At 42.1% G+C, this 24,242-nt stretch carries 23 protein-coding genes; 10 read left to right on the forward strand and 13 right to left on the reverse strand.

Features of this window, described 5'->3' with window-relative positions; genetic code table 11:
- Nucleotides 1–180 precede the first annotated feature (180 nt).
- A complete protein-coding gene (locus tag F9817_RS21085) occupies nt 181–591 on the forward strand; it encodes a hypothetical protein (protein ID WP_161158173.1) in 411 nt (136 codons plus the stop codon).
- A 69-nt stretch (nt 592–660) separates the two neighbouring features.
- Here F9817_RS21085 and F9817_RS21090 read toward each other — a convergent pair whose 3' ends face one another.
- The 4 genes from F9817_RS21090 to F9817_RS21105 form a co-directional block, all read right to left on the reverse strand.
- Nucleotides 661–2,274, reverse strand: coding sequence for a diacylglycerol kinase family protein (locus F9817_RS21090; RefSeq protein WP_161158174.1), 1,614 nt, complete (start codon nt 2,272–2,274; stop codon nt 661–663).
- 218 nt (nt 2,275–2,492) lie between these two features.
- Nucleotides 2,493–2,687 (reverse strand): hypothetical protein, encoded by a 195-nt coding sequence (locus tag F9817_RS21095; protein WP_161158175.1) that lies wholly within the window; start codon nt 2,685–2,687, stop codon nt 2,493–2,495.
- 40 nt (nt 2,688–2,727) lie between these two features.
- Entirely contained in the window at nt 2,728–2,895 is a 168-nt protein-coding gene (locus F9817_RS21100; RefSeq protein ID WP_161158176.1) for a DUF1328 domain-containing protein, read from the reverse strand.
- A 29-nt stretch (nt 2,896–2,924) separates the two neighbouring features.
- Nucleotides 2,925–3,479, reverse strand: coding sequence for a BON domain-containing protein (locus F9817_RS21105; RefSeq protein WP_161158177.1), 555 nt, complete (start codon nt 3,477–3,479; stop codon nt 2,925–2,927).
- A 358-nt stretch (nt 3,480–3,837) separates the two neighbouring features.
- Here F9817_RS21105 and F9817_RS21110 point away from each other — a divergent pair, with 358 nt between their 5' ends.
- Complete coding sequence (locus F9817_RS21110; protein WP_161158178.1) at nt 3,838–5,181, forward strand: sigma-54 interaction domain-containing protein; 1,344 nt, start codon at nt 3,838–3,840, stop codon at nt 5,179–5,181.
- A 151-nt stretch (nt 5,182–5,332) separates the two neighbouring features.
- Here the strand turns inward: F9817_RS21110 and F9817_RS21115 are convergent, their stop codons facing one another.
- The 4 genes from F9817_RS21115 to F9817_RS21130 all read right to left on the reverse strand — a co-directional run bounded on the left by F9817_RS21115 (nt 5,333) and on the right by F9817_RS21130 (nt 9,344).
- On the reverse strand, nt 5,333–6,838 hold the full coding sequence (locus F9817_RS21115) for an amidase (RefSeq protein ID WP_161158179.1): 1,506 nt from the start codon (nt 6,836–6,838) through the stop codon (nt 5,333–5,335).
- Nucleotides 6,839–6,924: 86 nt separating this feature from the next.
- Entirely contained in the window at nt 6,925–8,157 is a 1,233-nt protein-coding gene (locus tag F9817_RS21120; RefSeq protein WP_161158180.1) for an NAD(P)/FAD-dependent oxidoreductase, read from the reverse strand.
- 67 nt (nt 8,158–8,224) lie between these two features.
- Nucleotides 8,225–8,569: a RidA family protein gene (locus F9817_RS21125; RefSeq protein ID WP_161158181.1), complete on the reverse strand. Its 345-nt coding sequence runs from the start codon at nt 8,567–8,569 to the stop codon at nt 8,225–8,227.
- 31 nt (nt 8,570–8,600) lie between these two features.
- On the reverse strand, nt 8,601–9,344 hold the full coding sequence (locus tag F9817_RS21130; RefSeq protein WP_161158182.1) for a TetR/AcrR family transcriptional regulator: 744 nt from the start codon (nt 9,342–9,344) through the stop codon (nt 8,601–8,603).
- A 164-nt stretch (nt 9,345–9,508) separates the two neighbouring features.
- Between F9817_RS21130 and F9817_RS21135 the strand changes: the two genes are divergently transcribed.
- From F9817_RS21135 to F9817_RS21150, 4 genes are all read left to right on the forward strand, one after another.
- Nucleotides 9,509–10,795, forward strand: coding sequence for a TRAP transporter large permease (locus tag F9817_RS21135; protein ID WP_161158183.1), 1,287 nt, complete (start codon nt 9,509–9,511; stop codon nt 10,793–10,795).
- 10 nt (nt 10,796–10,805) lie between these two features.
- The gene (locus F9817_RS21140; protein ID WP_161158184.1) at nt 10,806–11,342 is read left to right on the forward strand and encodes a TRAP transporter small permease subunit; all 537 of its coding nucleotides are present in this window, start codon (nt 10,806–10,808) and stop codon (nt 11,340–11,342) included.
- 3 nt (nt 11,343–11,345) lie between these two features.
- Nucleotides 11,346–12,329, forward strand: coding sequence for a TRAP transporter substrate-binding protein (locus F9817_RS21145; protein ID WP_161158185.1), 984 nt, complete (start codon nt 11,346–11,348; stop codon nt 12,327–12,329).
- Nucleotides 12,330–12,424: 95 nt separating this feature from the next.
- The gene (locus F9817_RS21150) at nt 12,425–13,582 is read left to right on the forward strand and encodes a DSD1 family PLP-dependent enzyme (protein ID WP_161158186.1); all 1,158 of its coding nucleotides are present in this window, start codon (nt 12,425–12,427) and stop codon (nt 13,580–13,582) included.
- A 78-nt stretch (nt 13,583–13,660) separates the two neighbouring features.
- On the opposite strand, the gene F9817_RS21155 is transcribed toward F9817_RS21150, so the two are convergent.
- On the reverse strand, nt 13,661–14,287 hold the full coding sequence (locus F9817_RS21155) for a LysE/ArgO family amino acid transporter (RefSeq protein ID WP_161158187.1): 627 nt from the start codon (nt 14,285–14,287) through the stop codon (nt 13,661–13,663).
- A gap of 111 nt (nt 14,288–14,398) precedes the next feature.
- On the opposite strand from F9817_RS21155, the gene F9817_RS21160 reads away from it, so the two are divergent.
- Complete coding sequence (locus tag F9817_RS21160) at nt 14,399–15,298, forward strand: LysR family transcriptional regulator ArgP (protein WP_161158188.1); 900 nt, start codon at nt 14,399–14,401, stop codon at nt 15,296–15,298.
- A 3-nt stretch (nt 15,299–15,301) separates the two neighbouring features.
- Here F9817_RS21160 and F9817_RS21165 read toward each other — a convergent pair whose 3' ends face one another.
- Together F9817_RS21165 and F9817_RS21170 are read right to left on the reverse strand one after the other, a co-directional pair.
- The gene (locus tag F9817_RS21165) at nt 15,302–16,552 is read right to left on the reverse strand and encodes a putative acyl-CoA thioester hydrolase (protein ID WP_202436546.1); all 1,251 of its coding nucleotides are present in this window, start codon (nt 16,550–16,552) and stop codon (nt 15,302–15,304) included.
- A 394-nt stretch (nt 16,553–16,946) separates the two neighbouring features.
- Nucleotides 16,947–17,741, reverse strand: a complete 795-nt coding sequence (locus F9817_RS21170; RefSeq protein WP_161158189.1) for an NPP1 family protein — start codon at nt 17,739–17,741, stop codon at nt 16,947–16,949.
- Between the two features lie 951 nt (nt 17,742–18,692).
- On the opposite strand from F9817_RS21170, the gene F9817_RS21175 reads away from it, so the two are divergent.
- On the forward strand, nt 18,693–19,994 hold the full coding sequence (locus F9817_RS21175) for an MFS transporter (RefSeq protein ID WP_161158190.1): 1,302 nt from the start codon (nt 18,693–18,695) through the stop codon (nt 19,992–19,994).
- Between the two features lie 67 nt (nt 19,995–20,061).
- Here the strand turns inward: F9817_RS21175 and F9817_RS21180 are convergent, their stop codons facing one another.
- Nucleotides 20,062–21,462, reverse strand: coding sequence for a M20 family metallopeptidase (locus tag F9817_RS21180; RefSeq protein WP_161158191.1), 1,401 nt, complete (start codon nt 21,460–21,462; stop codon nt 20,062–20,064).
- Between the two features lie 122 nt (nt 21,463–21,584).
- On the opposite strand from F9817_RS21180, the gene F9817_RS21185 reads away from it, so the two are divergent.
- Together F9817_RS21185 and F9817_RS21190 are read left to right on the forward strand one after the other, a co-directional pair.
- Nucleotides 21,585–22,487, forward strand: a complete 903-nt coding sequence (locus F9817_RS21185; RefSeq protein ID WP_161158192.1) for a LysR family transcriptional regulator — start codon at nt 21,585–21,587, stop codon at nt 22,485–22,487.
- Nucleotides 22,488–22,781: 294 nt separating this feature from the next.
- A complete protein-coding gene (locus tag F9817_RS21190; RefSeq protein ID WP_237476313.1) occupies nt 22,782–23,168 on the forward strand; it encodes a DUF7282 domain-containing protein in 387 nt (128 codons plus the stop codon).
- A 23-nt stretch (nt 23,169–23,191) separates the two neighbouring features.
- Here the strand turns inward: F9817_RS21190 and F9817_RS21195 are convergent, their stop codons facing one another.
- On the reverse strand, nt 23,192–23,803 hold the full coding sequence (locus tag F9817_RS21195) for an endonuclease V (protein WP_202436547.1): 612 nt from the start codon (nt 23,801–23,803) through the stop codon (nt 23,192–23,194).
- Nucleotides 23,804–24,242 lie beyond the last annotated feature (439 nt).

Consider the following 24,242-nt stretch of genomic DNA (forward strand, 5'->3'; position numbering starts at 1 on the left):
ATATAAATATTGTAATAATTTCATATTTTATAAAAATACTATGTAAATTTTACCTATAAAATAAAAATACAAACATTCAACTTTGTGTAAACATTGCCTTAAGAGAAATTATGATTGGCATATAACATGCATTTAATAAACTAATATTCCTATTACCTTATCAAATTAAAGACTGTTCACATGATAGTGCTAATGAAGAATAGAAGAGAAATAAGTGACATAAGTAACACCTTGGAAAAACACTACCAAGCGTGTTTTAAATTAACACACAAGACAGCCTACGATTCCATTTTTCGTTCTGTTTCACGCTTTATCACTTTGGAGGAAGCGCTGCTTAACCAATTAACCCAGTTTGACTGCGATAAAAACAACATTCAAATTAGGAAAAACCAATTCAATAATACTGAAATATTTGAAAGTTACGGTGAGCTGCTCAACGCTAATACTTCTTTGATTAAATATCTAACGGAAATGATCGCTGTGATCGAAAATATTGAAGTCTGCTCGCTATTATCTTATTGGACGGCAGCCATGAAAATTGAGAATGATGATATCGCCTCGAAAATCGAGTATGCACACACAATCACCTAAGTGACTATATCCCTCACATAAAAATAAAATAAGGCCTAAACAGTTTAGGCCTTATTCAGTTCAATTCGTTTAAAGAGTACAAATGGTCAATGCATTACGTTTGATTGTGACTACCAAGCGATCTGCAGTAAAAGGCTCTCCATCCACCACATAATCAAATGGTTGCGGAGCAGATATAACAACTCGTTGAGCACAGTTATAAGTAAAACGCTGTGCCTTTTCACGCACATCTAATGCAGAAAGTGTAATATCTGATAACGCTAGCAACCTTTCTCCGACACTTTGCGTTCCTTCAAGGTACGTTATATGAAGTAAGCCATCGCTTGGTTCGGGCATAGGGCCGCCTTGAGCAAGCACGGTAGTAAAAGGCGCAGTATTCGCCACTACCAGGCTTGAAACACTCAAGCTCTGTTCTGCAGAGTCATCTTGCTGATAAGTTAGATCAATAGGAGTATTTTGGGCTAACGAATTGAAGAACCCATTCAAATAGGCTAATTGCCCACTTTGATTTTTCTTTTCTCGCTCGGCGTATTCGATCATTTTCTGCTCAAATCCAATCCCCAGAACGAGCAGCATCAATTTCTCATTACAATAAGCAATATCAATTTTTTTCTCTTGGCCCGACAAAATAGCCTCACAAGGCTTTTCAACCGGAAATACTTTAATTTCTCCCCCATAAAGAACGTGACACAGTGTATTAGCCGTTCCAAGAGGGATAGCGCCAAATCTAACATCAGACCCCACTAACATATTCGCGACTTCAGACAGCGTGCCATCACCACCCGCTGCGACTACTAGTCCAGCGTTATTTGCCATTGCTTCTTTAGTCAGTTCTTCAGCAGATATGTCTTTGGATGTAAACTTAATTTTTAATGGATATTCAGTAGTAAGCCTATCAATAATTCTTTTTCCATAGCGATGCCAAGCACCAGCTCCAGAGACAGGATTAGCAATAAGCCAAACAGCAGAGACCTGTTCAAGTTCACCTTCGTTTCTTAATTTGTGCAGCGCCCGTAACTGCCTTTTGTTTAACCTTGCGGTACTTCGAACATTGTGAATACGATCTAACGCTTGTTCGACAGTTAAGTGTGGATCTTTGCTAAGTAGATAGGCAGCAACAACAAACACTGAACGGCCTCGCCCTAGTGCGCAATGGACGACCACTGCTTTATCTTGTGCAATCTGCGTATCAATCCAATTAAGGGCATGTTTTAATTGTTCAGTAGTCGGCACCGTGTGATCCAACACTGGAATAGTGAAATAGTCGAACTGCTTGTCGATAATAGCACTTTCTAACCCAGCAAACTCAGCCGTCACATCAACAATACTATTTACATTATGTTTCTTTAATTCACTGATTTCTGAGGAGAGTAAGCGCCGAGACACATAGAGGTTAGGTGCAACATGATGAATAGCTGGGATTTTATCTCGACTACGGCTCCAAGCATTGTAAGCTTTAACACCTAATAGAAAGGGTATAAAAGCCCAACGAATCCACCATACTATTTTGCCATCTTCATTTTTTTTAAAAATTGAAGGAATATTGTAAAGGTACGCGATAGTAACTAGAAATATCGATATCCCGACCCAACCACATACAACTTTGAGCAATAGGTTCGGTATCGCCACGACAGCAGCAAAACATAAGATAGTGATCAATAAGTAATATTTAACCATAAACATCTTACGGCACCTCACTATGATGTTGTATGTTGGCTTTACTCGACAGGGAAATATCTAAACGGATAATCTTATATACCCAAATAGCAAAAACAGAAACCTGAGCCTTAACTAGGAGCAAATATATTCTCTCTAAACAGCCACGTGGGCTTATTAAGTGTTCTCAAGAACACAAATAAAGGCAACCACCAAAGAACGCATCCTTGGTGGCACTTACGCAATTAACAGTCCGTATCTTTCTGGTCAAGATCTGATTTAATATCTTCACATTTATCTTCGATGGCATTTTGCGTATCTGTCGCAGCGTTATCGACTTTTTCACCTGCTTTTTCCATAGGGCCTTGGTTATCACAAGCCATTAACGTAAAACCTAAACCGACTACTGTTGCTGCTTTTACTAACGTTGAAATTTTCATATTTTCACTCCTAATAGTTTGTTTTATTGAATCTTTATATCTATTTTCTCTTGCCAATCATTGCCATCACTATTGAAATAACGAACGACAAAGCAAACAAGTAAAAAATCACTTTCGCTATTGCTGCAGCTGTACCAGCAATCCCACTAAAACCAAACATGGCAGAAATGAGTGCAATAACTAGGAATATCAGTATCCATCTCATCATGGTGAATATCCTTTACTCGTAATCTGCGCTTACTGGGTTACAGTAATTTCATCTACTACCTGGGTCACATCCGCAGTATTTTGCGCAATGTTAATAGCAAGGTCTTGCTGCGCATCAGTATCTAGCTGCCCCTCAAGAGTGACTACACCATTATTTGTCGATACATCAATATTGGTGCCACTCACGTTTGAGTCCATTAATAAACGTGTTTTAACAATCGAGGTAATTTTGGCGTCATTTAACTGCCCGAAAGAACTATCGGCATCATCACTTTGTTTGTCGATCACCGTTAATTTATTTTCAACGTCCTTAACACCATCAAGCCCTTCAACCAACTCTCCGGCTAAATCTTTATCAACGTCATTGTCAACTTTCCCGGTCAATGTAACGACACCATGTTCTACATCAGTATTAATATCGAAAGAATTTAAATTTGTATTAAGAAGCAATACTGTTTCCGCTTTGCCATCTACCCAAGCATCCATTGATTTATTTTTCCATTGATTAGAACTTGCGGCAAAAGTAGACATTGAAGTAGTACATAGCATTGAAGTGATAAGAAGATTTTTCGTCATGTTTTTCATATCTATTTCCTCTTATTTAAAATTTTCTTTAAATACATCCAGATATAAGCAACGACCATGCCACCAATATAAGAAACTGATTTTCAATAATATTTTTATATTTAACCATTACCTTGTTATAAATTTCGATTGTAGCAACGTGAATTATTTACACTCTCTTTGAAAAAATTATCCACATAGACCCTTTATGTTAGATATGAATAATTTAAAAAAGACATAGCTAATTACTTTTTACCCACCGATTAAACGCCACCATTTCTGACAGTTATCTTTCATTTAAAACATATTTATAAGACTTAAAATTTTAAATTTATGATATCCTAATATTCTAAATATCCGGAGAATAATGAGTATAAAAATGCAACGTCCTAGCCTCTTTATGTACATACAAAATGAAACATTAAGCGACAATATTTTGCGATTGGAACCTGTTAAAAACTTCTCTGTGATGACAGATAATGTTCAGAAGCATTGGATAGACACATTAGAAAAACATCAGCCAAACTTAGCTATTATAGAACTATCCGAATTTACTCAAGATGATTACCAACGTTTAAAAACAACCACCGCTTTTCATAGTATCGAGATCATCTTTATCAGTCCCGGAACGCCTAATCCGAACATAGATAATTTAATGGGTATGAATGCCATTTTTCATTATCGCCAACCTGTTGATATGTCTGTATTGTCAGAAACACTCAATGAGATCAGTATTTACTATCAAAGTCTTAATTCCATAGGTCAGTCCATTTCAAGCAGCAATTTAGATCAATATGGGTTACTCGTTGGTTCTTCAGCATCAATGCATACTTTGTATAGATTGATTAGAAGAGTCGCAAAAACCGACGCTAACGTCTTAGTTATCGGAGAAAGTGGGTCAGGAAAAGAGCTAGTTGCTCAAACTATTCACCTAGCGAGTGAACGTAATCAACAACCTTTTATTGCGATAAACTGCGGGGCTATAGCGCCAGAGCTCATTGATAGTGAGCTGTTTGGGCATGAAAAAGGAGCATTTACGGGAGCTAATAAAGCCCATAATGGCGTATTTGAACAAGCTGATGGTGGCACGCTCTTTTTAGACGAAATAACCGAGATGCCTTTAGAACATCAAGTAAAACTCTTAAGGGTACTTGAGTGTGGTGAGTATCGGCCTGTTGGGAGTCAAAACACAAAGTATGCTGACGTGCGAGTCATTGCCGCAACTAACCGAGACCCACAAGTCGCTATCGAAGAACAGTTTTTAAGGGAAGACCTTTACTTTAGACTGTCACACTTTCCTATCCATGTTCCTCCCCTTAGGGAGCGTGGTAATGATATTGTTGGATTAGCAAAACATTTTATCAGCCACAGGAATGCCAACGAAGAGCAAGTAAAAACGATTCTTGAATCCGCTATCAACAAAATTGCGCTCTACGATTGGCCCGGAAACGTACGTGAACTCAAGCACTGCATTGAGCGTGCCTTTATTCTTGCCGATGATGTCATCAAAGATGAACATCTAATCTTTGATACGCCACCACTTGAAACGGGTTCCACAACAGCACATTCCGTTCCAACGGGCGTACCGTTAGAAGAGCTTGAAAAAGCAGCGATCATGCAAACCCTAGAAGACCGAGAAGGTAATAAGACAGAAACTGCGCAAGACTTAGGGATTAGCGTCAAAACGCTCTACAATAAACTCGATAAATATCAAAGTAATTAATAAATGGGATTCACTCTACTGATAATGTAACCGTATTATCAGTAGAGTTGATGTTTCAGTGAGTTTCAAACATTCACACCTATGACACCAAGAAAACACTTTAATATATTGATTTTAAAATGTTTATTTTATAATTATTAAATAAACTAGGTTAATCAAAGCTCAAGAAACCTTCCACATCAGAGATTGGCGACGCGCCTTTTAACATCGCAAAATCCGGACGTTGCGGAGCAAGAGATGAAATACCCGCGATGATCGCTTCTAACTGTGAGGCAACAGCCAATACCCCCGCATCATCGTGACGCTTACCCACAATTTGCAGCCCAAATGGCATGCCATTTTCATCGCGACCACAAGGAATAGTGATTGATGGATGTCCCGCTAGTGTTGAAGCGTATGCCATTGCAAGCCAGTGATAATACGTTTTCGTTGGTTTACCATCAATTTCTGTTGGATAAAATTCATGCCAATTTCGGGTTTGAATGGTCGTTGTCGGCGCCAAAATATAATCGTGATCATTAAAGAAATCCTGCCAACGACAGTAATAAGCCGTTTGCATCGTCAATGCCTGAGACACATCTTCTGCACTGTATGTGCGCCCTTCTAGAACATTATCCGTGATATTCGGCCCCATTAATTCTGGGTGCTCATCCAGCAATTTAGGGTGTGAACTTAAAAACATCACTGCGCGCAATACAGAGAAAATTCTATCGGCATGGCTACAATCCGGTGTGACTTCTTCCACTTGTGATAAAAATGGCGTTAAGGCACTGATTGCCTTGCGAAAACAGCGCTTCACTGCGTTTTCTACAGGCGCAAAACCATAGTCATCAGTAATAGCGAAACGTAATCCTTTCAAATCAATAGATTGAATATTGGCAAATTTTTTCGTATCCCACAGAGTGTTACCACCCATGACATGGGTATATTGATCCCGTGTATCTGGGGTTGCAATAACCGATAACATCAAACCACAATCAGCGACAGTGCGCCCCATTGGGCCATTGGTTGGCAAGGGCATCATACCCATCGCACGTTTTGTTCCAGGTACCACGCCTGGGCTTGGTCGATACCCAACCACGCCACAAAACGATGCAGGTGTACGCAAAGAGCCACCCGTATCAGAGCCTGTAGCAAGTGGCGTATAACCACAAGCAAGTGCGACAGCAGAACCACCCGAAGAACCACCACAGTTACGAGTCAGATCATAAGGGTTTGGTGTCACACCATATACTCGGTTACGAGTATTCCCTCCGGCGCTCCACTCTGGACAATTCGTTTTGCCCAATACAAGTGCGCCAGCACTGCGCATTGCCTCAACCATTGCGTCGTCTTTTGTTGCAATATTATCGCGAAAAATTTCCGAACCAAAGGTTGTCGGAAGCCCCGCGACATCAACCATGTCTTTCACACCAAATGGCAAACCATGTAACGGACCAAGAGCCTCGCCACGGGCTTGTTTCTCATCTGCGGCTTTTGCTTCTGTAAGCGCACGATCAAAATCTCTCGCCACCAGCGCATTGACCGCATGATCAAGCTCATTAACTCGCGCTATGCAAGCTTGAGTCAGTTCTTGGGATGAGAGTTTTTTCTCGGCGATGAGATCGCGAGCTTCGACAGCGCTTAAATCCGCTGGATTACTTGCATGTTGAGTCATTTCCTTTTCCTCAATAGATATTGATACGTGTTGATCGTTGGCAAAACAATCCGTATCTGAGCATCATGCTCTATAGATTTTGTAAATTAAAAGCGTCCACTTGGATCAAGCGGAACCTGAAGTAAATTCGTTTTATTTTCCATCGCGTCGGCTAACAACATCGCGGTAGTTGGACCTAAAGTAAACCCTTGATGACCATGCCCGAAGTTGAACCAAAGCCCCTTATGTTTTGGGGCGGCCCCAACAACTGGTATCATATCTGGCATACAAGGTCGGGTTCCAAACCATTGAGGCTCTTCTACCCTTTCACCAAAATCCAATAGTTCGCGAATCGCCTTCTCGCCTCTATTTAACTGAACAGGCTCAGCAGGCGCAGACATATCCACCAAGGCTGCCCCCGTACATAACCTCAAACCTTCAACCGTATTGGTTGCAAGAATGCCATTGGCCGTATCTAAAAATGGTCGCTGCAAGGTTTCTTTAACGGCAAAATGGCCGTGATAACCTCGCTTATACACCATGGGGATATGGTAACCCAGAGGCTTTAATAACTCAGGCGACCATGGTCCAAGAGCCACCACCACATGTTCAGCTTCGATATTCCCCTGCTGAGTAGGCAATACCCAAGATTCACCTTGCTGCTTAAGCTGCATAGCATCAGTAGTGATCAGTTCGCCACCTCGATTAACAAAGAGATCCGCATAAGCTTGGGTCAGTTTCCCAGGGGATCGACAACTCCAGCTTTGATCCCAGTGGATCACTCCAGCAGGCGTGCTTTTCAATGCTGGCTCTTGCTGCCGATATTCTTCACCAGAATACACTCGAGAAGTCACACCATACGCCTCTAAACAATACTGTGCTTCTTTTACAGCTTCACCAAACTCTTTTTCATGACGATAAAGCATGCATAATCCGTCCCGCTTAATCAGATCCTCTGACTGAGAAGCGCTAATAAGTGGTTGATGATCTAGAGTAGAACGACCAGTCAGTTGCGCGTAATGCTGTGAAATGTGTTGATGCGAAGTCGCAGATGAATAACCAAAGTATTTCCATAGCGCCGGGATCATCTTAAATAATCCGGACATCGACCATACCACGTCGTTAGTAAAGCCGAGTCCAAATCGCATGAGGGTGGAAAGATCCCGAGGTAAGGCATAAGGTTCTGCGGCTTCTGCCTGAATAATCCCAGCATTACCGAAACTGGTTTCAATCCCTGGGGTAGTTCTATCTACCAGCACAACATGATGTCCTCGAGATTGCAGCTCTAGAGCAGAGCTCACTCCGACCATTCCTGCGCCAAGCACAATGATTTCTGACATAACTTTTATCCCTAAGTATGGGTCGGGAAACACTATTTATTAGTGCTCCCGACCAAGAAATTTACAGCTAATCCATTGCTATTACTGTAATTTCAACTTTTGCATCCACCATTAACTCACATTTTATGGTGGTTCTCACTGGAAGAGGAGCTTGAAAATAGTCCGCATATACCGAGTTAAATGCAGCAAAGTCATCGGTATCTGTTAGATAGCATGTGGCAGAAACAACATGGGACAAATCCAACCCTTCCGCTTGCAGTGTGGTTTGAATACGAGCAAAACATTGATGGGTTTGTTCTTCAATTGTGGCGGGGATTGACCCATCATCATTAAAACCAATCTCTCCCGAAAGGTAGACCGTTTGGCCGATACGACGAACTTTTGAAAATGGCAGTGCGGGCGTTGATGACATAAAACGATTCCTTGTAAGTCAATAAGTTGTCCTAGTTTTCTTGAATAGAAAGAGCCAATCCTTCTATCAAGCTATTCATTAAAAATTCAAAGCTGGCATCATAGGAAACATCCGATCCGTTTTGCCAGCGCAACACAAATATTCGATTCGTGACTACAGGCAATGCGCCATGCGTGTGAGGAAATTGCTCGGCATCTATTTCAGTAATACGCTGTGAAAAAGAGTCTTTCCAATCTTGTGTTTGTTCGGTTGGTGCTGGTGCTAACTCCATGGTGACAAACCCAGCCAGACCACCAATCAAAGCATTAAAGGCGTCTTTTTGCTGTTCCCCTTTAAACCCTGCGTTAGCGAGAGCAGCCAGTACAACCTCGACCCAACGAATATTGGCCACCCCGTTTGATTTCATTTCGCCACCAAGTAGTGGCGCAACATTCGGGTGCTGTAATACCAATGTTCGATAGCGACGAAAAATCGATCGAATCGTCTCTTTCCAATCACCCAGCTCATCAACATCCTGATCAAACGTACTGGTAATTGATGCCGAAATTTCTGCAAACAAATCGGCTTTCTTGCCATTGGCGTGCCAATACACTACCGCGGTTGACACACCAAGCGTTCGCGCTAACTCGCGGATAGAAAATTTCGCTAAACCTCGTTCATCTATCTGCGCTATTGCAGCGGCAACAACTTGGGCTTTAGAGAGTCCAACCTGAGCTGCCCTACCTTTTAATGATTGTTTTTTCTCTGATTTTTTAACAATTTCTTTTTTATTCATTAACAAATTCTTAAATCGGGCACTGTTTTTGCTGGCATACCAACAATGTTCATATTTATCGTTATAGCACACTGAACTATTGCAAACAACGACGATTATGGTGCATCGGAAGCACCAAAAATATGCATTACAACAAACAAATAGCTAAGGCTCATGGAGGAGTTATGCCCGCTACTTTGATCTTATTTTTTTCTTTAACGTTATTACTCGGAGGCGGTGTATTAGCGCATTTAATCGGCGCCTCTTCGATTCTTTCGTTCGTCGCCGCCGATAGAGTGCGATTCCTTGCAGCCGCACCGCAACGCATCATTGCCAATATCGATTTATTTTCAATGATGTCGATGCCATTGTTTATTTTGGCGGGTGAAATCATGAACCGCTCGGGCGTCACTCAGGCCTTATTAAACTTAGCCATAGCTTTAATGGCACGTTTAAAAGGAGGGTTAGGGCACGTAAATATTCTGACTTCAGTATTTTTTGCTGGGATTTCAGGCTCTGCCATGGCAGATGCCGCCTCAGTATCTAATACGATTGTTCCAGCAATGCGAAAATCTGGTTATAGCGTCCAATATGCAGGAGCGATTACGGCCGCATCTTCAGTGATTGGGCCGATTATTCCCCCTTCTATCGTGATGATTTTTTATGGTGCCTTAATGAATACTTCGGTGTCGGCGCTATTTGTAGCGGGCATTGTTCCTGGGCTTATCATGGCAATAGGCTTATTCGCCACCAATGCTTATTTAGCCCGTAAATACGATCATCCCAGCGGTGAGAAAGTCCCCCTAGATGAGCTGGGTCGCCGATTCGTGTATGCCCTCCCCGCCACTGTCATCCCCATCATAATTTTGTCAGGTATTGTATTCGGTGTAATGACGCCCACAGAAGCGGCGGGAGTTGCCGTTTGCTGTGCAATTGGCGCAGGTATTGTCTATCAACAAATGAGTTGGAAAAAACTGTTCGCCAGTTTAGAACGTACTGCCGTGATCTCTGGTTCTATTTTCATTTTGCTCTCAGGTGTTGCCATTTTTGGCTATCTCGCTGGATTAGAAAGATTACCTACCTTGCTCGCACACGGACTTGCCAGCCTAGGATTTACCGGTTGGAAATATCTATTGTTACTCAACGTGATTTTTCTAGTGGCGGGGATGTTTCTCGAGGTGCCAGTGGCTCTCGCTCTTCTTGTCCCGCTTTTGGTTCCACCCGGTTTAGCAATGGGTGCAGACCCCATTCATTTAGGAATTGTGATTGTGGTTAATTTAATGCTCGGCATAGTAACACCACCCTTTGGTGCAGCGCTTTTAGTTGTCTCTGCGGTTTCAGGCGCCCCCTATTGGGGAATAGCCAAAGCGGCTGTGCCTTTTCTCTTAACTCAAGTCGTTGTTTTGATGTTATTAACCTTTATTCCCGAGCTCACCCTATTTCTGCCTAGGCTGACAGGCTTTATTCATTAAGGAGATAGCAGTGAAAACATTTGCTGAACAATTTTATGGGTTTTCAAGCGCCATTAACCGAATTGCGTTAAAGCTCGCTGCCTTCTGTATTCTCGGCATGCTTTTAGTCATGATGCTTCAAGTAGTGGCACGTTATTTATTTTCCTCACCGCCATTTTGGACAGAAGAACTGGCCCGTTGGTTAATGGTTTGGGGTGGGTTACTCGGCGCTTCATGTGCGTTTCATCAACATGCTGATCCTTCGATGGTACATCCACCAGCAGATTCTGCCATCAGGCAGAAAATCCAGGTTGTGATGCGCTTCGTCGCGTCATGGGTATTCTTCGTCCCTGTTCTTTATTACTGTTGGCCATTTATTTTGCGCCAACTGAGTCGCACATCCGACGGACTCCATGTGTCTACCGTTTGGATGAATGCAGCGCTGCCAGTTGCGATCATTTTAATTTTAATGCATGGATTAGCCGGGTTAGGCGCTCTGCTATCTCCCACTATTTCAGAACAAGAAAGTTCTTATGCTCAACAAACGGAAGAAAATCTCACGGAGTGAATAATGAAAAAAACAGTGACGTTATGGCTTACAAGTCTTCTTATCTCAGCAACAGCACACGCCGCATCAGTAAATGTAGCGTTGGACGCCAATCCAAACCGGGAGCAATCCGGGACTTATCGTTATGTTGATAACCTTTTAACCAATCTAAAAAAGGTAGGATGGGATACCGAAACATTTCCGCGCGATACCATTGGGGGAGAAAATGATCGCTTGGACCAAGTTCGCGCTGGCATTTTAGATATTTCCATGTCTGATTTTTCTATCGCGACACAGTTTGTTCCAGAACTGCAAGTGCTGCAATTACCCTATACGTTTAAAGATCCTAAAAGTGAGCTTAACTTTTTCACCAAAAGTGATTACCTAGAGACGGTAAATAAAAAGCTGGCTAATGAGGGAATGCGAATTCTCGCTATCGCTCCCAATGGAGGTTTTCTTGGCATCTTTAATAGTAAAAAACCCGTTAAAACAGTCACGGATATGAAAGGTCTGCGTTTTCGAGCGATGGATGAAAACCAACTCACCATGTTCAAACTCATGGGGGCAAACGGGGTAGTCATTCCTTTTTCTGAAGTACCTAATGCGATACAAACCGGTATTGCAGATGGCTATATTAACGCCTCTTCGGTTCCATTAACCTTTGGCCAGCAAGATTTATTCAAATACTTTACCAATGCTAAAGTCATTATTTCAGCTCGCCTTGTGTTAGCATCTGACAGTTGGTGGAACGACCTATCAGACAGTGAAAAGAAACAGTTCAATCAGGCCTCTGCCGCTGCGCAGCAAGAAGTGTTTGATTGGGTCGATAAATCCGAAGATAAACATATGCAAGAGCTTCAAGCTGCTGGTATTCAGGTGTATCAACCTACCGATGCTGAGTTGGCCACCTATAAAACAGCGACAGAAAATATGACCAAGCAGATCACCGATGTTCCGGCTAAACGCATTGCTCAAATTCGCAAGTTAGTCGATCAATATTCTAATTAATTTTCCAAGAGGGGGGTGTCGATGGGCGGCCCCCTCAAACAACATGGCATAAATTCACAGTGGGATGTTGATTGGTAAAGAAAAGGAGAAACACAATGGAGTTAACCACTGCTCTTGAAGAACTCGAGATTGGTTACGATGTACCCGCATTGCCCGGTATGGATGAAAGCGATATTCAAACCCCTTGTTTGGTGGTGGATTTAGATGCGCTAGAGAAAAACATGCGCACGTTGGGCCGCTACGCAAAAGCTCATAATATGCAGTTGCGTTGTCATGCTAAAACCCACAAGTCTGTTGATATCGCCAAACTTCAGCAGCAAATAGGCAATTGCAGCGGATTGTGCTGCCAAAAAGTATCAGAGGCAGAAGTCTTTGCGCGCGCTGGGATTAAAGATATTTTGGTCTCCAACCAAGTCACCCATCCACGTATGATTGATCGCCTCGCTCGCCTACCATTACTGGGCACACGCACATTATGTTGCGTGGATGATATGGATAATATTCAAGCTCTGTCACAAGCGGCAACTCGCCATCAAACAACCATCGAGTGTTTAATAGAAATTGAATGTGGCCAAGCACGCTGTGGGATTGATGTTGGACCCGAAATCGTCACGATGGCCCAAGCCATAATCGCCGCTCCAGGATTAACGTTTTCGGGTATTCAAGCCTATCAGGGAGCGATGCAGCACATTCAAAACTACCAAGAACGCCAACAAAAAATTGAGGTTGTGGTTGCTTTAGTCAAACAAGCGATAGCCTTATTGGCGGACGCCAACATAGCGTGCGACATCGTCACCGGTGGTGGTACTGGATCTTATTACTTTGAGACAGAATCGGGCGTGTATACTGAATTGCAGTGTGGCTCTTACATATTTATGGATGCGGATTACCAAACTGTCCATGATGCCAATCATCTTACCATTTCAGAATTCGATAACGCGCTGTTCATTCTTACATCGATAATGAGCCATGCTAAACCTGATTTAGCGGTGTGTGATGCCGGATTAAAGGTTCAATCAGTGGATAGCGGATTACCGCGTATCTTTGGTCGCGATGACATCACCTATCAGCAATGTTCAGATGAACACGGAGTGATTGACGACCCACAGGGTGTGCTAAAGATCAACGACACACTGAGATTGGTACCTGGGCATTGCGACCCAACATGTAATATTCATGATTATTACGTTGGTGTAAGAAATGGCACTGTAGAAACAGTATGGCCAATATCTGCACGCGGCAAAGCTTTTTAACCTTTATTTACAATGTAAATAAAGGTTAAATCAAGTAGATAATGACTAGAACTCTATCACTATCTACTTGATAATTGTTTAAATATTTAACGATTGACTTGGTATCAATAACGTTACACAAAGATATATCATCATGACGGCAATTGCCCCATCCAACACTCGCCATGCTGTATTGGTCTTGAACAAGGGTAGCAGTAACCTCGCCCCATAGGTGATAGCAATAAACCACAACGCACTAGCACTAATAGCGCCAAGACCAAATTTCCATTTTTCCATACCGACGTAATGCATCGATAAGCTGCCCAACATAAGCACAGTATCAATATACACATGTGGGTTTAACCATGTGTAACCGATACAAGATAAAATGATTTGGTTACGAGATGCCATCGTTTGTTCTGATGGCGTTAGTTTACCTGTACCAGCCCATGCCCTTTTGAACGCAGAAAATGCATTAATCGCTAAAAATAACGCTCCGCCAAAACGCATCAATTGAATCATGCTTGGCCACTCATCAATTAAAAAGCCCAATCCTGAAATTCCAGCGGATATCAAAATGACATCACTCAAGATACAAACTGAAGCGACGGCAAATAAATGTGTTCGCTGTAGCCCTTGGCGTAATACGAATGCGTTTTGTGAGCCAATACAAACGATCAACCCTGCGCTTGAGGTAAATCCAGTCCCGATTGTCGAAAGTAACATAATGTTCCTGCTTATTTATTTCGTTAATGAGCAAATTATGAAACCTTTACCCTGTTAAGAAAAACGATATAATCTTAACTTACTTAAGAATTTCTAATGTGGATAAACACCATGAGCTTACTTTCCCCTCAAGTTCGAGCTTTTATCGCCGTATTAGAGGAGGCTAGCTTTGAAAGAGCGGCTAAACGGCTGTCCATTACCCCATCAGCGGTGTCACAACGCATCAAGCAGCTAGAAGAAAAAGTGGGACAGTTGTTAGTGATTCGTCAGTTTCCTTGTCAACCCACCCCCGCTGGAGAGAAATTATTGAGTCGCGTAAAACCGATGTCTCTCCTAGAAGCAGAAGTGTTAGAAGATTTTATGCCCGAGGCCGATAATATGGCTCATGCGAAAACGTTCTCTATTGCTGTCAATGAAGATTCGTTATCAACTTGGCTTTTGGGCGCATTGAGTGATCTCTATCAGGAGCACAATCATCAATTTGATATCCAAATAGATAACGAAGATTTTACGGTTGAGCATTTAAAGAACGGTACAGTAATCGGTGCGCTAACATCGGAAAAGAAACCATTGCAAGGATGCGTTAGTCATTCTATCGGGGCGATGCGCTATTTTGCTGTGGCAACTCCCGAATTTTATCAGCAGTATTTTAAACACGGTTTGACTAAAGAGGCATTTCGACAGGCGCCAATGCTCGATTATGATCATAAAGATTTACTGCAACGCAACTTCATCGAAATGATAATAAATCAACCGGTATTTCCAACTTGTGTCCATTATATTCCCAGTGCTTTAGGATTAGTGGATGCCGTCAAAAACCAAATGGGGTGGTGCGTCACACAAGAAGGGCTAGTCGGAAATGCCATTGAATCAGGTGACCTTATCAATATCGCGCCAAATGTGTTTATGGATGTACCACTTTACTGGCAGCACGCAGGCGTTCGCTCTCGCGTACTTGAACAAATCACTCGAGCCTTTTTTAACCATTCTGCCAGCGTGCTATATCGATAAAATTCAGTCAGATACAGAGGAAAATAGATGATTTTCAAATAACCATAAGCGGTTAAAATTCACATCATTTAGGTCACGTGCGCGCTCAGCATTGCCATGAAAGGCTCGGTTGGTAGTAGCAGCGGCTCCCCATGGCATTTCCAAGTCATAACAATCTTGAATCTCGCTATGTTCGATAACAAGTTGCCCATTAGCAGTTTTACCGGGAAGATATCCGGTTTTACTGGCACCTTGTTCCCACGCCCGGCCCAATTTGGGTTTAAAACTGGCAGATTTCGCATCACATGTGATGGTACTGTTGGTCACCAAGAAACCATAGTCGTTATTTGGCGTTGTGTCAGGAGCAAAGACATAAGCAGAATTTACACCACGACTGGACACGGTATGAAATTCAACCCCATCGAAAACCGCCTGAGCACGGCCAAAGACATAATCAACATCGCCTTCAATAAAGCTATTGTGAATATAAACTCGACTTCGGCGCTGAGTATTATATTGATTATCTTTATCAGCATTATTAACAAAGAAAGTATCCTGCCGACCAATAAGGCGTACGTTATCAAGTAAGACTTGATCGCCATCTGTACGCAACGCAACCCCTTGGTGGGTGCCAGAACCAATCGCATCGAGTAACGAGTTTTCAACAGTGAGGTTCGCTAGTGTAAATCGATCGCTTTGGCTCCAAATAACAGCGGAGCACACAGTCGTAATCACTTTATTCGGCGTTGACGCACAATTGTGATACATGTACCAAGCAGGATCATTTTGCGAATATTGCCCATCTGGATTAACCAAAGACTGGTATTGCTCCGGTGAGATCATAGAATCAATCGCTAAGTTAATGACAACATCTTGCGCATTTTCCCCCGAACCATAAAGCGTTATCTGAGGCGCATCTTGTGGTATGTAAACCGTACCTTGATATCGTCCGGGTAGCACTTTAATCAATATAGGCTGGTGGTTTGTATCTTTTGCTATTGCTGCATTAATGGCTTTCTGGATTGACTGATACGGAGCTTTAGTTGATTGATTCCCCACAACATAAGGTGTTGCTTTAATAATGGCATTTCTCAAAGCCCAATGGTCAGAGCCAAGGGTAAGATAATTTTGTGCAGTGAATGACGCAGCTTCTTGCTTGGTTAGAACGGGATGTTGTGGTGTATTAACGAAATCCAACCTCTCTGCAGCTTGAGCGCCAGCCACACCATAAATTAATGTTGCAACCGCAAGTGAAATCAGTGTTTTTGTCATCATGGGTTATCCTCAAGTTCAACAATTTGAACACAGATTAATCAGACCTAACCGACAAAAACAGGCGTACCGATCTAATTTTGAAACACTGTTTTAATTAAATGCCATTTGTCAAAGCTACATCACAAGAAATCGACATAGCAGAGAAAGCACGTACCAGCTAAATGCAACACAATCTATTCATCAGCCTCGTATTCATGAGCATGAATATGCTCAAATGGCCTCAAGATACACGACTAAGATCGAATACATTCGTGCTAAACCAGCAATTCTTGATGGTGTATCCCTGTAAATTCAGATCGTTAGGGATTCGTTGGAGGTTCATCTCCTAAATCCTGAAAAAGTGAAAAAAGGCATCATTGGATGCCCTTTATGAATCAATTTGGGTCAGACATGCTTAATTTGAAGAAGTAATACTGTCAGCTGTGAACGTAGGATATTCACTTGGTTTTCCTTCATTAATATTGGTCAAAAAATTGCTGTCTTTAATCGGTACAATAGCATTGCCATAATCGTAAGTATTTAAATCATTGCGCAGTTCACTATTGGTTGTATTATCCCCATACATAGTGTACCAACTGACAATATCTGGCGTGACAAAACTGCCATAATCATTTTCTGCAACTTCACTACTTTTCGCAAAGCGCATAGCGTGAGTTAAAGCGCCATCTTTATGGTAGACAAACTTAATATGATTGCCGTCCGTGTCCAATTCAGAAATCGCTTTTGTGGTTAATGAACCGTGCGCGCTGTAGCTTCCATGAGTCACGTCACCATTTTTGGTCCAAATAGCTACGTTCTCCCAATCGTGGCGATGGCCGCTCTTAATTCCATCCAATATCTGATCTTTTAAAAAATAAAGCGCATAAAAATGGGCGCAATATTGGTCTCCAGATTCAGTAATACATGCATATCGGTGATAAGTATTCGAAAGGTCAAGAAAATTGGAACTACGACAGCCACCAGTAATCGACCCGGTGGGATTGAGACCACCATTTTGCGTACCTGTACGGCTAATACCGGCACTAGGTAAACATCCATCACTATCAAAATCAAATACCGGAGCAATAGAATCAGCATCGACATTATTAGGCAAAGCTTGATCAAGTTTGGCAAAATCATCTGCATAAGCAGGTAAAGTGAACCCTGATAGTGTCAAAGAGCAAAGAAGAAAAATCGTATTTAATTTCATGAGTTCTCCTACGTTAAACATCATTAATGATCCGAAGCATAAATAACCGAAATATCCATCATCTACATCCTCTGTATTTGATTTCTATTTAGTTAACGGTATTAACGTGACACTTTAATGAAAATAAATAATATCGTTTGAACCAATGACTCGATTATTTAAAAAATTGAGATTAAACTGGATAATAATAAATAATATTTAGCTATAATATTGATCAGAACTGCTCTTATTTTCAATGTGTTAACTAATATAAATTTACCGTCCACCAGCCGATTAAAATACCGTCTAGCGAGCGGAATACTGGGTCAAATCTTGCATTTTTCCATTATTCGACTGATACGAGAATAATGTAATCCAAAGTATTCACCTATTTCCTTCTGTGTATAAGCACCACTTTTAAATACCGTAATTATCGCCTGGTATCGACTTTCATACTCGTTCAAGCTCAATGCGTTTGGTCCGCCTTGCTTCACTGGCACTTCCCGTATACCTCCAGATTTTTCTTTAAATGACCGTTTCCAAATATGCTCCTGAACAAAATTATCACAGCCTAGAAATCCCTGTTGTCTCAAATCTAACCACAACGTTTTCCCTACACCATCTATCACAAACCGGTGGTAAGCTTCCTTAGCTTTCGATAATTCATCACCGAATTGTAGACAAAAGGCAAAACTTGACCCCATTATTCTCAAGTACCAGCCAAATCCAATACAGTCTATTCATCAGCCTCGTATTCATGAGCATGAATATGCTCAAATGACCTCAAGATATACGACTAAGATCGATTACATTCGTGCTGAACCAGTATGTAACAAAGAGCTAGGTATAACCGCGTTTAGCTTTCCAAAAAAAGCAAAGATGGATTAATAAATTAACAATTGTGTAAAAGCTAGCTTCCCCCTAGTATCGAAGGATTAAAGGACTTTGCTATTTAGAATACAGGGAGAATGTATGTCTGAGACCATACTAACAAGTGATGGTACCTCCACATCTGCTGGTCACCCGTCAAATAAAAAATTATTGAAACTTATTATTGCTTCATCCATAGGTAACGCCTTGGAATGGTTCGATCTTATCGCTTATGCGTTTTTTGCTCGCACTATTTCTAAGCTATTCTTTCCTACCGATGATGCCACGCTATCGTTGATGTTAGCTCTGTTCGCTTTTGCGATGTCTTACTTAATTCGTCCAGTTGGTGCTTTAGTTATTGGTAGTTACGCAGATAAAGCAGGACGTAAATCAGCGATGCTACTTACCATTTGGCTAATGATGTCTGGTACATTTCTTATTGCCATCATGCCGACCTATCAAAGCATCGGTTTACTTGCTCCATGTGGCATTTTACTGGCTCGCTTACTGCAAGGTTTCTCTGCGGGCGGTGAATTTGGCAGTGCAACAGCAATGTTGGTTGAGCAGTACCCAGAACGTAAAGGTTTTCTTTCAAGCTTTATGTTTGCCAGCCAAGGGGTCAGCGGGTTATTAGGTGCCGGATTTGGACTACTTCTCACAGCGGTATTGAGCACTCAACAACTTGAAGACTGGGGATGGAGAATTCCGTTTATCTTTGGTTTACTTATTGGCCCAATCGGACTTTATATTCGCCGCCATATTGAAGAAGCGGAAGAATTTACCACCAAGGAAAAAGAAGCCGAAGTGCCAGTGGTGGATCTATTCAAATCACACAAACGCAGCATTATTTATAACGTTGGCGCAATGATGCTATCGACTTCAGTGACCTACTCCATCATTTTTATGCCAACTTATGCGAGTAAATTCTTGGGTATGAGCAGTTCTATCGGCTACGGTGGTACTTTGATTAGCTATGCGGTACTGACTGTTCTGACTCCATTTATTGGCAATTTATCCGATCGCTTTGGTCGTACACGCATCATGATGATTGCTGCCGGATTATTTTTCCTTTCTGTTTACCCTGCCTTTGCGCTGTTATCAACACATGCGACGCTGATCATGTTAGCCAGCGTATTATTTTGGCTAAGTATTCTTAAATCAATGTACTTTGGTGGCTTGCCTGCATTGATGTCTGAATTATTTCCAACTCAGGTGCGCGCAACGGGCATGGCATTAAGCTATAACATCGCCACAACTGTGTTTGGTAGCTTTACGCCAGCACTTCTTGTTTGGTCGATCAGTGCTTCAGGGGATTTATTAGCTCCAAGTTATTACTTACTTGTCACTTGCTGCGTCAGCTTGGCGACCATGTTTGCGATTCGCCGTCACTTTAAATTACGTTAACTACTGATTTAGTTAGATACCTAAAGGGCTCCTATCTAGGAGCCCTTCTGCATAATTAAGCCTGATTCTACACAGGCCACTGCTCACCTAAATCCCAAAACAGACCTGCTGCGGCAGCCAATCCTTGTTTCGCTACACTTTCCAATAAGTGCTCATCTGGTGCATGTTGATTGCATGATGGATAAGAGTGTGGCATCCACACGGTTGGTAGCAATAACACATCGGCAAAGCAATGATTAGGAATTGTCCCACCTAAGTTAGGTAATACCGTAACTTCTTGCTGTAAAGACTGTTGCATTGACTGCTGAACAAACCCAACCCACGGATGTGTTGGATCAAGACGGGTCGCGTTATAGCCCCCTTCATAAATAACCTCAATATCGGTAAAACCAAGATTGGAAAAATGCTCTTGTAAGTTAGAGACTAAGTTTTCCCAATCAGTACCGGGTACCAAACGCAAGTGGCAGACCGCTTCAGCAGAATCGGGAATTGCTCCCACTGGTTTAGTGATATTACCCGCCCCGAGTGCAATGATTTCTAAAGTATTACAGCCGAATAACCGCTCACCATTAGACAGGTGCTTCTCTCCCCACTCAGCATTGAGTGATGGATCACCTTCGTTACCACCCACAGGTAAAACCTGCATCATTTCAGCAGCAAGCCCTGCTGGTTTTGGCGCTTTCAACTTCTCAGCGAGAACTTGACCTGTTGGAGAAACTAAAGACGCAAGTGCATGATTCAAACGGACCGCCGCATTAGTAATGACCCCACCCCAGTTACCAGAATGACGGGTACCATTCCCTGTATAACAACGTAACCGGAATTGACACACACCTCGCGAACCTAGAAAAATGGTCGGCGTTTGCGCATTTAATCGGGGGCCATCAGAAGCTAGAAATAGGTCCGCTTTTAACTCGTTGCTGTGTTCACGACAAAATTGTTCTAAGCCAGTCGAGCCGACTTCCTCACTCATTTCAAAGAGGATTTTAACGTTGTAACCAAGCTTACCTTGACGCTGCTTTAGTACAGTTTCTAAAGCGAGAAGATTAATAGTGTGTTGCCCTTTATTATCAGCAGTACCACGCCCATAAAGCTTATCGCCGATCTGAGTAAGAGCCCAAGGAGCAGTGCCATCTAACCACAACGGTTCTTGTCCGTCTGTCACATCGCCATGGCCATACAATAGCAAGGTAGGTAATTGTTCAGATTCAATTCGACTAGCGATCATTAACGGAGGCTTATCAGAGACAGGGTTAGCAAACTGCTCACAACTAAAACCTTGCTCAGTGAGCAAAGGGGCTATTTCATCCGTTAGATACACTGAAAGTTGCTCTGCCGCGTCAGGGTTCTGACTTTCTGTGGGTAATGCAACTCGCCGGGCAAGGGTTCGATAAAACACACCACTCTCAATACAATTTTTGGCTAACGTGATTACCTTAGCTCGACCTGAGCCACTCATATCAGTCATCTTCTGTCCCTGTTTGTTATATAACACTCGATTTACTATGTCGGGTTAGCTTATGATGAGTAGACCTTTGCAACAATTATCAATTAAGCAAAAAATTGTTCTCATAAATAGAAAGCTAAACTATGTACGATTTAACCCTGAAATATTTCCACGCAGTCGCTCAAACGGGTTCTCTTTCTGCTGCATCAGAGCAACTACATGTCGCTATTTCGGCGATAAGTCGTCAAATCACTCAGTTAGAAGAGCAACTTGAACTTACTCTATTCGAACGAAAGCCGCGAGGTATGGCTCTGACTCCTGCGGGAGAAATTCTTTATACCTATTCATTACGTAACACCGTCGAGTTAAGTAATGTGATTTCTGAGATGAAAGAGCTGAATAGTGTAAAAATGCAGTCTATCGCACTCGCCTGTCCGGAAGGGATGGCTTGGGATTTTTTACCACATGCTATTGCTCGTTTTCGCCAACAATACCCAAATGCGATATTTTCACTAAAAGTTGTTGATTCAGCCGAAGCGACCAAGTTAGTCAAAGAGGGTGCAGTGGATGCTGCGCTGACATTCAGCCTGCAAATTGAACAAGGGGTTAAGGTTGCTCTGCAAGTCCCCGCCCCTATTTCAGCCTTGCTCGCAAAAACACATCCACTTGCAAGACGTAAAACACTTAGCGTGCATGATCTGGCAAACTATCCCGTCGCGTTATCTGAATCTGGTACCACATTAAATTACTTGTTCGATATTGCCTGCCACTTAGAAAACGTGAACATTATTCCAGCGTTCACCAGTAATTCTATGGGGGCGATTTATACGTTTACGAAAGAAAATACAGAGGCCATTGCCCTTTGTGGCAAACTAACAGCCAGCCGTCAAGCTGAGCGTGATAGTTTAGTTCTCCTTCCTCTCAAAGAACCATCACTGCTGCAAAGAAGCATCCAACTGCAAGTCATGTCACACCGTAAACAAACCGACATCGTAGAGGATTTCCTACTCTTTTTAGGCAAAATGCTACGAGGAGAGCAAGCATAATGATCACCGGCACCTTTAAGCCATGCACCGATAGTCATTATCAGGTCTAAGACATAATCATCATCTATTACGTCATCAACCTCTTGGTTATCACGGAATCAAAACAAACTGATCAAAGAAGTGCTTTGCTTTCTTTTTACGATGATCTTTTCCTCTCTAACTCCATAAATAGAATCGTCCAGTGTCGGGATGAACTGGTTTTGAACTACCTAACTCCATGGAAATATTAATCAGGAAATGATGATGAAAAAACTCGTATCGAAATGGTCTAAACGCCTAGCTGTTATCGCTCTCATGACAGGATCCTCATCTTTAGCTTTCGCCGGCGGTCATATGATGGACGTCGGTGTTTATGGGCATGATCAAGATGTCTCCTCTGGCACTGTTTCTGCAGATATGATTCAAGCAGCAGAAAACGGCTGGCTTGTCGTACATCGGACAGACAAGAAAATGAAACCAGGCCCAGTCGTTGGCTACGCTCCGGTTAAGATGGGCAGCAATTATGACGTCTCTGCTATTTTAACCGAGACGGTCAAAAGCGGTGAGATGCTAATGCTGATGCTACATAGTGAGAAAGGTGGCATGAAAACCGGCGTTTTCGAATACACATTAGGCGCAAAAACTGACGGACCAATTAAGGTGCACGGCAAACTCGTTATGTCTGTTATTACAGTAAAGTAGGGTAAGAAAGTGTTAAGGCGAACTCAGAGTTGAGTTCGCTTTTTAGCCGCTTCTCGACAGAGTTGGTCGACTTTTTTAAGTAATACTGGATTACGGTGTTTACCCGCCATAGACAGAATGGCCTCTTTGGCTTGTTCAACATCACCCGTTGAGGTCACATACAACGGTTTTTGACTCCCACCGCGATATATAGCAAATTTTTCACTGATACCGACAAATGGTTTTTTCGCGACACCAATAATTTCCACCTTGCCACCTAAACTGTCGTAAAGATGCTTACCTAAACCACTTTTGGCAACACCGTCTAAATAAACGTAACCATCGACGACGATGATATCTGGCTTTAACTTATGCTCTTGAAGCAATTGCAAGATACAAGGAAGCTCCCTTTTGTAAAAACTCCCCGGCTCATATTCCGCAACCTGTGCAACCTCGGTTAAATAACACTGAGTTGCATCTAACGAAAACCAGTTTTCAAAAAGAACACCAGCAACATCCGCCTTATCATCGGTGTATTGAACATCTATAGCTAAAATCATTGTTAATACCATTTCTTGTAATAGATTATTATTGGGGTAGTTGATTGGGTTTGCAGGTAAATAATAGACGTCGCACGCAATCATTAATAATTGCATTCTTGTACTTCTCGAAACGTCGCCCCGGTTCCAGCCAGAGAACTGTAATCACCTTCCGGCTCCTAAAACAACAGGATCACATTTATTCCTGAATAGTTTTTATTTCTTTACCTTCGGATTTTTAGAGTTAGACAGCGGTAAAGCCTTTAATATCAGATAAAAATACATTCTTACAACAAGAATAAAATAATAAGTCTTATTTTAATGAATCTCGATGAAATCTCACACATATATCAGGGACACTTCCAGTAATTTCAACATAACAATTACAAGAAACATTACCTATGATAACAGGGCAAACGCATGAAACCCCTTGGTTTTAAAGGCCTGTAGAAAAGGTTATTTTTGAAGAGTCGCTCAGTTTACCATCATCAAATAAACCTTAACTCACAATAAGTTAATTGATCATGATGATCAACAAGTTCCTTATTATGACTTT

Origin of the sequence: Vibrio eleionomae (assembly GCF_009874545.1) — a bacterium.
Classification (GTDB): domain Bacteria; phylum Pseudomonadota; class Gammaproteobacteria; order Enterobacterales; family Vibrionaceae; genus Vibrio; species Vibrio nitrifigilis.

Bases quoted from the DNA above. Each gene is read 5' to 3' on its own strand.
- F9817_RS21085 (WP_161158173.1), top strand. From the start codon at position 181: ATGATAGTGCTAATGAAGAATAGAAGAGAAATAAGTGACATAAGTAAC.
- F9817_RS21090 (WP_161158174.1), bottom strand. From the start codon at position 2,274: ATGTTTATGGTTAAATATTACTTATTGATCACTATCTTATGTTTTGCT.
- F9817_RS21095 (WP_161158175.1), bottom strand. From the start codon at position 2,687: ATGAAAATTTCAACGTTAGTAAAAGCAGCAACAGTAGTCGGTTTAGGT.
- F9817_RS21100 (WP_161158176.1), bottom strand. From the start codon at position 2,895: ATGATGAGATGGATACTGATATTCCTAGTTATTGCACTCATTTCTGCC.
- F9817_RS21105 (WP_161158177.1), bottom strand. From the start codon at position 3,479: ATGAAAAACATGACGAAAAATCTTCTTATCACTTCAATGCTATGTACT.
- F9817_RS21110 (WP_161158178.1), top strand. From the start codon at position 3,838: ATGCAACGTCCTAGCCTCTTTATGTACATACAAAATGAAACATTAAGC.
- F9817_RS21115 (WP_161158179.1), bottom strand. From the start codon at position 6,838: ATGACTCAACATGCAAGTAATCCAGCGGATTTAAGCGCTGTCGAAGCT.
- F9817_RS21120 (WP_161158180.1), bottom strand. From the start codon at position 8,157: ATGTCAGAAATCATTGTGCTTGGCGCAGGAATGGTCGGAGTGAGCTCT.
- F9817_RS21125 (WP_161158181.1), bottom strand. From the start codon at position 8,569: ATGTCATCAACGCCCGCACTGCCATTTTCAAAAGTTCGTCGTATCGGC.
- F9817_RS21130 (WP_161158182.1), bottom strand. From the start codon at position 9,344: ATGAATAAAAAAGAAATTGTTAAAAAATCAGAGAAAAAACAATCATTA.
- F9817_RS21135 (WP_161158183.1), top strand. From the start codon at position 9,509: ATGCCCGCTACTTTGATCTTATTTTTTTCTTTAACGTTATTACTCGGA.
- F9817_RS21145 (WP_161158185.1), top strand. From the start codon at position 11,346: ATGAAAAAAACAGTGACGTTATGGCTTACAAGTCTTCTTATCTCAGCA.
- F9817_RS21150 (WP_161158186.1), top strand. From the start codon at position 12,425: ATGGAGTTAACCACTGCTCTTGAAGAACTCGAGATTGGTTACGATGTA.
- F9817_RS21155 (WP_161158187.1), bottom strand. From the start codon at position 14,287: ATGTTACTTTCGACAATCGGGACTGGATTTACCTCAAGCGCAGGGTTG.
- F9817_RS21160 (WP_161158188.1), top strand. From the start codon at position 14,399: ATGAGCTTACTTTCCCCTCAAGTTCGAGCTTTTATCGCCGTATTAGAG.
- F9817_RS21165 (WP_202436546.1), bottom strand. From the start codon at position 16,552: ATGATGACAAAAACACTGATTTCACTTGCGGTTGCAACATTAATTTAT.
- F9817_RS21170 (WP_161158189.1), bottom strand. From the start codon at position 17,741: ATGAAATTAAATACGATTTTTCTTCTTTGCTCTTTGACACTATCAGGG.
- F9817_RS21175 (WP_161158190.1), top strand. From the start codon at position 18,693: ATGTCTGAGACCATACTAACAAGTGATGGTACCTCCACATCTGCTGGT.
- F9817_RS21180 (WP_161158191.1), bottom strand. From the start codon at position 21,462: ATGACTGATATGAGTGGCTCAGGTCGAGCTAAGGTAATCACGTTAGCC.
- F9817_RS21185 (WP_161158192.1), top strand. From the start codon at position 21,585: ATGTACGATTTAACCCTGAAATATTTCCACGCAGTCGCTCAAACGGGT.
- F9817_RS21190 (WP_237476313.1), top strand. From the start codon at position 22,782: ATGACAGGATCCTCATCTTTAGCTTTCGCCGGCGGTCATATGATGGAC.
- F9817_RS21195 (WP_202436547.1), bottom strand. From the start codon at position 23,803: ATGCAATTATTAATGATTGCGTGCGACGTCTATTATTTACCTGCAAAC.